This is a genomic window from Stenotrophomonas sp. SPM, assembly GCF_003105135.1.
Lineage (GTDB): Bacteria > Pseudomonadota > Gammaproteobacteria > Xanthomonadales > Xanthomonadaceae > Stenotrophomonas.
Genome location: NZ_QETL01000136.1, coordinates 1 through 8,793 on the forward strand (window position 1 = coordinate 1; position 8,793 = coordinate 8,793).

The window sequence follows — 8,793 nt, forward strand, 5'->3', positions numbered from 1 at the left end:
GAGCCATGCTCGACTGGCCGTCCAACAGCAGTCGAGCATGGCTCGACTCTACAAATGAAGAACGGGCGCCCTGGGCGCCCGTTCTGCTTACTTGAACTTGTAGACCACGTTCATCGTGGTCAGGGTATCGGTCCTGCGCTTGTCGTCGGCCACGTCGCTGTTGTAACGGGCCTGCCAGCCGGCCTTCAGGGCCAGGTGCTCGTTCATGCTCACCGACACGCCGAAATCGTTCTGGCCGAAGGTGTTGTACGAGCCCGATTCGACCAGCAGGTTGTTGATCAGGTCAGTGTTGGACGTGATGGCGTACTTCAGTTCGAACTGGCCCTGACCGATCAGGCCGGTGCGGGTGCTGTCGTCTTCGGTGCTGTGGGTGCGGCTGACACCCGGGCCGATCAGCGCGTCGAAGGAGAACTTCTCGGTGTTGAACAGGCGGGTACCGTAGCCCAGGCCGAACGAGCTGCGACGATCGTAGGTGGCGAAGTCATCGCGCTCGGTACGCACCTTGGCGAACAGCTGGCGGTGTTCGCCCAGCTGCAGCGCGCTGCCGGCGGCGCCGGTATAGCGGTTGGCCGTGGTGTTGTCGCGGCGGGTGGTGGTGCCGTCGTCGTTGGTCTCGGTCACCTTGGAGCTGGAGCGCAGGCCGAACAGGTCCATGGTGTGCACCCAGTCGCCATCGGTATAGCGCAGGCGCAGGGCGCCGTTGAAGCTCTCGGTGCTGCTGTTGCCGCTGGCGGCGGCAAAGCCCAGTTCGCCACCGCTGCCACTCCACGGCGACGTCATCGCCGCCAGTTCGGAGGCATCCTGGGCATAGGCCAAGGGTGCGCACAGCAGCAGGGGCACAAGCAGGGACACGCGCAGGGACATCGAGGGCTCTCCGAAGCGGTTAACAACCCGTGATGATACTGGAAGCACCATGACCATCAGAACGGTTCGGCAACGGCGCTTCAGCAGGCGTTACCGCCATCGCCCATTCAGGGGAGGTCGATGCGCAGCGCGGGGTCATTGAAGCGCGAGTAGCGCAGGCGCAGCTGGTACGGACGCCCCTGGTTGCTGCCGTTGCGCACGATCTGCCGCGGCAGTCCCTGGTCGTCCACCCAGTACTCCAGGCGCTCGCCGGCGGCACTGACCAGCCGGTAATGGCGGGTATCCACGCCGTCCAGCGACTGCCGGCCCAGATCCTCGGCCTGCAGCGGGGCGGCCGGGGCATCGGCGGGCAGCGGGCTGCGCCACTGCTCCAGCAGGCCGGGCGGCGTCGGCACCTGCTGGATCGCGCCACCGGCCTGCAGGAACATGGTGTCGCCGATGATCGTCTGTATCCCGGCCGGAGTGTGCAGCCGGAAGCGGTCGGGGGCGACGAAGTCCATCGCGCTGTGCACTGGCTGGGCCGCACCCAGCACGTCCAGCTCGGCGTGGAAGCTGCGCATTCCGGCCAGATGCTCGCTGGCGACGCGCACTGCTTGCGCCGGATCGGCCGCGGCGGCGGCTGGCACCGGTGCAAGGGCAGGGGCTGAGGCCGGGGCTGCAGCGGGGGCCGTGCCAGCGTCAGGTGCCGGGGCGCGATCACAGGCGGCCAGCAGCAGGCAGGCCAGCAGGGGCAGGGCAGGCAGGCGGCGCATCGGGCGTTCCATGGGGGCGGGGGCGCCCACGATAGCCCAAAGCCCCCGCACAACGCCCGCGACTCGGACATAATCGGGGGCATGGACCGATACGAACGCATCACCGCCCTGCATCGTCTGCTCAAGTCCGCACGCTATCCGGTGACGGTGGCGACCCTGCAGGACAAGCTCGGTTGTTCCCGTGCCACCGTCTACCGTGATCTGGCCTTCCTGCGCGATGCGCTGATGGCTCCGATCGAGGGCGACGGCGAGGCCGGCTTCCGTTACCAGGCTGACGAAAGCGACCGCTTCGAACTGCCCGGGCTGTGGCTCAGCTCGGAGGAGCTGCATGCCCTGCTGGCGTCGCAGCACCTGCTGGCACGGACCGGCGGCGGCGTGCTGTCGTCGGTGCTGGCACCGCTGCAGCAGCGCATCGAAAGCCTGCTGGCGGCGCAGGCCGGCGTCTCCAACTGGCCGGTCGACCGGGTCCGGGTGATCCCGCACCGCGGCCGCAAGTTCGACGAAGGCAGCTTCCGCACCGTGGCCTCGGCCGTGCTGGAGCGCAAGCAGCTGGCGTTCGAGTACCGCGCCCGTTCCACCGACGAATCGACCCGGCGCACCGTGTCGCCGCAGCGCCTGACCCACTACCGCGACAACTGGTACCTGGATGCCTGGGACCATGATCGCGACGCCCTGCGCAGCTTTGCGGTGGATCGCGTGCACAAGGCGCGGGTGGTCGACAACGGTGCCCGCGACGTGGCCGAAACCGAGCTGGATGAGCAGCTGGGTGCCAGCTACGGCATCTTCTCCGGCCCGCCCAAGGGCTGGGCGACTATCCTGTTCAGCGCCAAGGCCGCGCGCTGGGTGGCCGACGAACACTGGCATTCCAAGCAGCAGGGCCGTTTCCTGCCCGATGGCCGCTACGAACTGAAGGTGCCCTACAGCGTCTCGCGCGAGCTGCTGATGGACGTGCTGCACTACGGTTCCGATGCCGAGATCGTCGAGCCGGTGATGCTGCGCGAGCAGGCCAAGGCGCTGCTCAGCCTGGCCCTGACCAACTACGAACATTCCTGATCCCTCCCCCCGAGAGACCCGTTGCCCCCATGAAGAAGACCCTGTTGCTGCCCCTGTTCGCCGCTGCGCTGGCCCTGACCGCCTGCGGCAAGTCCGGCGAGCCCTCGCAGAAGCTGGTGGTGGCCGCCACCGCCGTGCCGCATGCGGAGATCCTGGACGTGGTCAAGCCGATCCTCAAGGAGGAAGGCGTGGATCTGGACGTGCGCGTGTTCAACGACTACGTGCAGCCCAACGACCAGCTGGTGCAGAAGCAGGTGGACGCCAACTACTTCCAGACCGAGCCGTACCTGGATGCCTACAACCGCGACCGCAAGACCGACCTGACCAAGGTGATCGGCGTGCACATCGAGCCCTTCGGTGCGTACTCGCGCAAGGTCAAGTCGCTGGCCGACCTGCGCGAAGGCGCCGACGTGGTCATCCCCAATGACCCGAGCAACAACAGCCGCGCGCTGATCCTGCTGCACAAGGCTGGTGTGATCGAGCTGAAGGATCCGAGCAACGCCCTGTCGACCCAGCGCGACATCATCGCCAACCCGAAGAAGCTGAAGTTCCGCGAGCTGGATTCGGCGATGCTGCCGCGCGTGCTGGACCAGGTCGACCTGGCCCTGATCAACACCAACTACGCGCTGGATGCCGGCCTGAACCCGACCAAGGATGCGCTGGCGATCGAGAGCAAGGATTCGCCGTACGTGAACTTCCTGGTCGCGCGCCCGGACAACAAGGACGACGCCCGCGTGCAGAAGCTGGCCAAGGCGCTGACCAGCCCGCAGGTGAAGGCCTTCATCGAGACCAAGTACAAGGGCGCGGTGCTGCCGGCGTTCTGATGTCGGGGTAGCGCCGGGCCATGCCCGGCGGATTGGGGATTGATTCGCCGGGCATGGCCCGGTGCTACCGCCCTCAATCAACGTGGAAGGCGAGGGTGGCGGCGACGGCCTGCTGCCACCCTGCATACAGTTTTTCGCGCCGCGCCGCGTCCATCTGCGGCTCGAAGCGGCGGTCCAGGCCCCACTGCGCGGCAATCTGTTCGCGGCTTTCCCAGAACCCCACCGCCAGCCCGGCCAGATAGGCCGCACCCAGCGCGGTGGTTTCGGTCAGACGTGGCCGCAGCAGCGGCACGCCGAGGATGTCGGCCTGGAAACCGGCCAGGAAGTCGTTGCCGATCGCACCACCGTCGGCGCGCAGTTCGCTCAGGGCGATGCCCGCATCCGACTGCATCGCATCGAGCACGTCACGGGTCTGGTAGGCCATCGCCTCCAGCGCCGCACGCACGAAGTGCGCCTTGCTGGTGCCACGGGTCAGGCCGAACATCGCCCCGCGCACGTCGCTGCGCCAGTAGGGTGCGCCCAGGCCGACGAAGGCCGGCACCAGGTAGGCGCCGCCGCTGTCGTCGACCTTTGCCGCCAGCGCCTGGCTGTCGCTGGCGCGGTCGATCAGGTGCAGCTCGTCGCGCAGCCACTGCACCACCGAGCCGGCGATGAAGATCGAGCCTTCCAGCGCATATTCCACCTTGCCGCCGATGCCCCAGGCGATGGTGGTCAGCAGGCCGTTGCGCGAATGCACCGCCTCGGCGCCGGTGTGCATCAGCATGAAGCAGCCGGTGCCATACGTGTTCTTGACCATGCCCGGCTGGAAACAGGCTTGGCCGAACAATGCCGCCTGCTGGTCACCGGCGATGCCGGCGATCGGGATCGGATGGTCGAAGAAGAACTGCGGCCGCGTATGCGCGTACACCGCGCTGGAATCGCGCACGCGGGGCAGCATCGCGCGCGGGATGTCCAGCAGTGCCAGCAGGTCCTCGTCCCATTGCAGGGTGTGAATGTTGAACAGCAGGGTGCGCGCGGCGTTGCTGTAGTCGGTCACGTGCGCCTGGCCACCGCTGAGGTTCCAGACCAGCCAGCTGTCGATGGTGCCGAACAGCAGTTCGCCGCGCTCGGCGCGCTGCTGCGCCCCCTCCACGTGATCGAGGATCCAGCGCACCTTGGTGGCCGAGAAATACGCATCGATCAGCAGGCCGGTGCGCTCGCGGACCAATGCTTCGTGGCCGTCGGAGCGCAGCCGTTCGCAGATCGCGTGGCTCTGCCGCGATTGCCAGACGATGGCGTTGTGGATCGGCTGGCCGGTGGCGCGGTCCCAGACCACGGTGGTCTCGCGCTGGTTGGTGATGCCCAGCGCAGCGATGTGCCGTGGGTCGATCTGCTCGCGGCTGAGCAGCTCGGTCATCGTCGCGTAGACGCTGGTGAGGATCTCGCGCGGATCGTGTTCCACCCAGCCCGGCTGCGGGAACAGCTGGCTGAACTCGCGCTGCGCGCTGCCGACGATGTTGCCGGCGCGGTCGAACAGGATCGCGCGCGAACTGGTGGTGCCCTGGTCGATGGCCAGCACGTAGCGGGGCGTCATGGGGCGTCTCCGGTGGCGATGGGGAAATCGTAATGCATCGGTCGCGCGGCGCACGGCCGCTCTGGTAGCTGCCAACCTTGGTTGGCGCAGTTGGCGCACGACCGGGGTCAGAGCCCTTTCCGTTGGAAAGGGATCCGACCCTGCATCCATGCCTGCAGCCGCGCCACCTGCGCTGCGTCCAGGCGCAGGCCCAGCTTGCTGCGTCGCCACAGCACGTCGTCGGCGCTACGGGCCCACTCGTGCTGCTGCAGCCACGCGACTTCGCGCGCATGCAGGCCGCCGCCGAAGTCCTCGCCCAGATCGGCGAGCGCGGCCGCTCCTTCCAGCAGCATCGCACTGCGGCTGCCGTAGGCGCCGGCCCAGCGTCGCGCGAGGTCGGCCGGCAACCAGGGCGCATGCACCTGCAGTCGCGCCCGCGCCGCGTCGGCATCGCCCCAGTCACTACCGGGCAGGGCATCGCCGTGTGCGGTCCACGCCGGGCCCATGCCGGGCAGGTGCGGGCGCAGCAGGTCCAGTGCTTCCTCGGCCAGCACGCGGTAGGTGGTCAGCTTGCCGCCCAGCACGTGCACGGCCGGCGCGCCGCCGCCCTGCAGCTGCAGCCGGTAATCGCGGCTCAGCTTCGCCGCCTGCGGGTCGGGGTCGGCCAGCAGCGGGCGCACGCCGGCGAACTGCCAGACCACGTCGGTCGCATGGATCGACTCGCGCAGGTAGCGGTTGGCCGCCGCGCACAGGTAGTCCACTTCCGAGGGCAGCACGCTGCAGCGCGCCGGGTCGCCGCGGTAGTCGGTATCGGTGGTGCCCACCAGCAGATGGTCGTGGGCGAACGGCAGCAGGAACACCACGCGCCCATCCGGCTGCTGCAGCAGGCAGGCGCTGTGGTCGGGCCAGGGCTGGCGCAGGACGATGTGGCTGCCCTGCACCAGGCGCAGCGCGGGCGAACCATCGCCGCGCTGCATGCGCTGCAGCAGGCCACCGGCCCACGGGCCCGCCGCATTGGCAACGGCCCGGGCCTGCACGCTGTGGGTCTGGCCGTCGCTGTCTTCCAGTGTTGCCAGCCAGTGCGTCGGCGTCTGCTGCAGGCCCGTGCAAGCGGGTGCCGGTGAGGATGCGCGCGCCGCGCTGGGCGGCATCCAGCGCGTTGAGCACCACCAGCCGCGCATCATCCACCTGCGCGTCGGCATAGCTGAAGGCCTGTTGCAGGTGCGGCGACAACCACGACCCCAGCGCATCGGCGTGCAGCTGCAGCGAGCGCGAGGCGGGGAAGGCCGCGCTGCGCTGCCCGAGGTGGTCGTACAGCCACAGGCCCACGCGCAGCATCCAGCGGGGCCGCAGATGCGGTTCCCACGGCAGCACGAAGCGCAGCGGGTGGACCAGGTGGGGCGCCTGCCTACGCAAGATCCCGCGCTCGCCCAGCGCCTTGCGCACCATGCCGAACTCGCGCTGTTCCAGGTAGCGCAGTCCACCGTGGATCAGCTTGCTGCTGGCGCTGGAGGTGTGCGCGGCAAGGTCATGCTGCTCGCACAGCAGCACGCGCAGGCCGCGGCCGCTGGCATCGCGGGCAATGCCGGCGCCATTGATGCCGCCGCCGATCACCAGCAGGTCGATTTCGTGCATGGCGTCCCCGGGTCAGGTTTTTGTAGAGCCGAGCCATGCTCGGATGCATTTCCAGAAGGGCAGTCGAGCATGGCTCGACTCTACCGGAAACAACAACGGGCCCCGCAGGGCCCGTTGTTTCAACACAGTGAAGCAGGAAACCGCTTAGAAGCGCGCACCGATGCCGAAGCCCACGGTCCACGGGTCAAGCTTGGCTTCGCCCACCTTCTGGCCGGCCACCTTCAGGTCCGGGCGCGAGTGCATGTAGCGGGCATCGGCGCGGGCAAACCAGGTGGAGTTGATGTTCATGTCCACACCCACGGTGCCGATGGCACCCTTGGCGTCCTTCAGGCGGATGTCATCGCCACCGGCGAAGTTCTCGTTGCTGAAGGCCGACTGGAAGTAACCGACGCCCACGAACGGACGGAACACGTTGTCAGCCTGGCCGAAGTGGTACTGACCGCTCAGCGCGACCGGCTGCTGCTCGACGCTGCCCAGGCGGGCATTGCCCGGACCCTTGACGCGGTGATCGAACTTGTCGGCAGCGCCCCACAGCTCAACGGCCCAGTTGTCGTTGACGTAGTAGCTGAAGCTGACGGTCGGCGCCGGGCCGCCATCAACCTTCTTGATCCCGTCGATCGGATCGTTCTTCGGCTGCAGCAGCGAGACGCCGCCAACTACGGCAAAATGCTTGCCCGAGGCGGTGTCTGCGGAGCTGCTGTCCTGCGCGAAGGCGGCAGGAGCGAAGGCAGCGGAGGTCAGCAGGGCGAGGCTCAGAATACGGATGGAGCGCATGGGGGAAATCTCCTGTTGTTTCTTGTTTTGGGCCCCCGGTTGCGGGGCGATGTCACCGTAGTCGCCTCAACATGAATCGCATCCGACGCGCGTTAAAATTTGGTTCCCATTGTTCAGCGGGCAGAGCGAAACCGCTGTTTTATAGGGGTTTCATGCATATGCGATTGTTCATGCAGTTGGAGAAAACGTGAGCAGCGATGCGTTGTGCATCGGCCTGCCTGCGCGCGTGGATCGCGATTGCCGCGTGCTGGTGCTGGGCTCGATGCCCGGTGTCGCCTCGCTGCAGGAACAGCAGTACTACGCCCATCCGCGCAACCGCTTCTGGCCGCTGCTCGGTGATCTGTGCGGGTTCGATCCGGCGCTTGCCTACGAGGCACGGCTGCGCGCGCTGGCCGACGCCGGGGTCGGCCTGTGGGATGTGATCGGCCGGTGCGAGCGGCGGGGCAGCCTGGATGCCGACATCGTGCGCGGTTCGGAAGTCCCCAATGCGCTGCCCTCACTGATTGCCGGCCTGCCGCGGCTGCGCCTGGTCGCCTGCAATGGCGGGGCGGCCTGGCAGGCACTGCAGCGCTGGGTTGTGCCGGATCTGGAGGCAACGCCGGTGCTGCTCGCGCTGCCCTCCACCAGCCCGGCCAATGCCGCGTGGTCCCTGCCGCGCCTGCGGCAGGCCTGGCAGCCGCTGGCTGACGCGCTGGCGACATGAAGCGGACATCGTCGGGACAATACGCTACCGACTGGAAGTGCCCGCAGGCCTTTGACAACAGCGTGTCCCGGCGACGTGCGTACTGAAAACACCTGTAACGGTTGGCGCTGGCCCCCTCTGGCCGCACAATAGACGTTTCCCTACACCAGATTGCCGGAGTTATCCCCATGGCCGAAATCAAGGAAGCACTTGTCCCCGATATCGGTGACTACAGCGATATCCCGGTAATCGAGGTGCTTGTCGCCGTCGGCGACACGGTCAGGAAGGACCAGGGCCTGGTGACGCTGGAAAGCGACAAGGCCACGATGGAAGTGCCGTCCTCGGTCGCCGGTGTGGTCAAGGAAATCAAGGTCAAGGTCGGCGACAACCTCTCCGAGGGCAAGGTCGTGGCCCTGATCGAAGTGGCTGAAGGAGAGGCTGCCACGCCGGCCGCTGCTGCCCCGGCCCCGGCCAAGGCCGCTGCCCCGGCAGCCGCCACCCAGAGCGCCCCGGCCCCGGCGGCTGCTGCCCCGGCCGCCAGCGGCGGTGCCGTTGAAGCGCGGGTGCCGGACATCGGTGATTACACCGACATCCCGGTCATCGAAGTGCTGGTCGCCGTCGGCGATACGGTCAAGAAGGACCAGGGCCTGGTCACGC

The 8,793-nt window shown here is 67.8% G+C and carries 8 protein-coding genes and 1 pseudogene; 4 read left to right on the top strand and 5 right to left on the bottom strand.

The annotated features are described in order from the left end of the window. Positions 1–87 precede the first annotated feature (87 nt). Both DCO49_RS18345 and DCO49_RS18350 read right to left on the bottom strand, forming a co-directional pair. Entirely contained in the window at positions 88–864 is a 777-nt protein-coding gene (locus DCO49_RS18345; protein ID WP_116865221.1) for a DUF481 domain-containing protein, read from the bottom strand. A 107-nt stretch (positions 865–971) separates the two neighbouring features. Next, entirely contained in the window at positions 972–1,616 is a 645-nt protein-coding gene (locus tag DCO49_RS18350; RefSeq protein WP_116865222.1) for a hypothetical protein, read from the bottom strand. An 81-nt stretch (positions 1,617–1,697) separates the two neighbouring features. Between DCO49_RS18350 and DCO49_RS18355 the strand changes: the two genes are divergently transcribed. Further along, complete coding sequence (locus DCO49_RS18355; protein ID WP_116865223.1) at positions 1,698–2,669, top strand: YafY family protein; 972 nt, start codon at positions 1,698–1,700, stop codon at positions 2,667–2,669. Between the two features lie 29 nt (positions 2,670–2,698). Further along, the gene (locus DCO49_RS18360; RefSeq protein ID WP_116865224.1) at positions 2,699–3,493 is read left to right on the top strand and encodes a MetQ/NlpA family ABC transporter substrate-binding protein; all 795 of its coding nucleotides are present in this window, start codon (positions 2,699–2,701) and stop codon (positions 3,491–3,493) included. 73 nt (positions 3,494–3,566) lie between these two features. On the opposite strand, the gene glpK is transcribed toward DCO49_RS18360, so the two are convergent. From glpK to DCO49_RS18375, 3 genes and pseudogenes are all read right to left on the bottom strand, one after another. Next, on the bottom strand, positions 3,567–5,066 hold the full coding sequence (glpK, locus tag DCO49_RS18365) for a glycerol kinase GlpK (RefSeq protein ID WP_116865225.1): 1,500 nt from the start codon (positions 5,064–5,066) through the stop codon (positions 3,567–3,569). 107 nt (positions 5,067–5,173) lie between these two features. Next, a pseudogene (glpD, locus tag DCO49_RS18370) lies at positions 5,174–6,680 on the bottom strand (glycerol-3-phosphate dehydrogenase). A gap of 144 nt (positions 6,681–6,824) precedes the next feature. Beyond that, positions 6,825–7,454, bottom strand: a complete 630-nt coding sequence (locus tag DCO49_RS18375) for an OmpW family outer membrane protein (RefSeq protein WP_108770094.1) — start codon at positions 7,452–7,454, stop codon at positions 6,825–6,827. 187 nt (positions 7,455–7,641) lie between these two features. Here DCO49_RS18375 and DCO49_RS18380 point away from each other — a divergent pair, with 187 nt between their 5' ends. Together DCO49_RS18380 and DCO49_RS18385 are read left to right on the top strand one after the other, a co-directional pair. Then, positions 7,642–8,157, top strand: a complete 516-nt coding sequence (locus tag DCO49_RS18380) for a DNA-deoxyinosine glycosylase (RefSeq protein ID WP_116865226.1) — start codon at positions 7,642–7,644, stop codon at positions 8,155–8,157. Positions 8,158–8,324: 167 nt separating this feature from the next. Next, the coding region (locus DCO49_RS18385; RefSeq protein ID WP_343126032.1) for a biotin/lipoyl-containing protein at positions 8,325–8,793 on the top strand (469 nt) is incomplete at its 3' end.

Excerpts from the sequence above, each read along its gene's own strand:
- DCO49_RS18350 (WP_116865222.1), bottom strand. The coding sequence starts at position 1,616 with ATGCGCCGCCTGCCTGCCCTGCCCCTGCTGGCCTGCCTGCTGCTGGCC.
- DCO49_RS18345 (WP_116865221.1), bottom strand. The coding sequence starts at position 864 with ATGTCCCTGCGCGTGTCCCTGCTTGTGCCCCTGCTGCTGTGCGCACCC.
- DCO49_RS18360 (WP_116865224.1), top strand. The coding sequence starts at position 2,699 with ATGAAGAAGACCCTGTTGCTGCCCCTGTTCGCCGCTGCGCTGGCCCTG.
- DCO49_RS18355 (WP_116865223.1), top strand. The coding sequence starts at position 1,698 with ATGGACCGATACGAACGCATCACCGCCCTGCATCGTCTGCTCAAGTCC.
- DCO49_RS18375 (WP_108770094.1), bottom strand. The coding sequence starts at position 7,454 with ATGCGCTCCATCCGTATTCTGAGCCTCGCCCTGCTGACCTCCGCTGCC.
- glpK (WP_116865225.1), bottom strand. The coding sequence starts at position 5,066 with ATGACGCCCCGCTACGTGCTGGCCATCGACCAGGGCACCACCAGTTCG.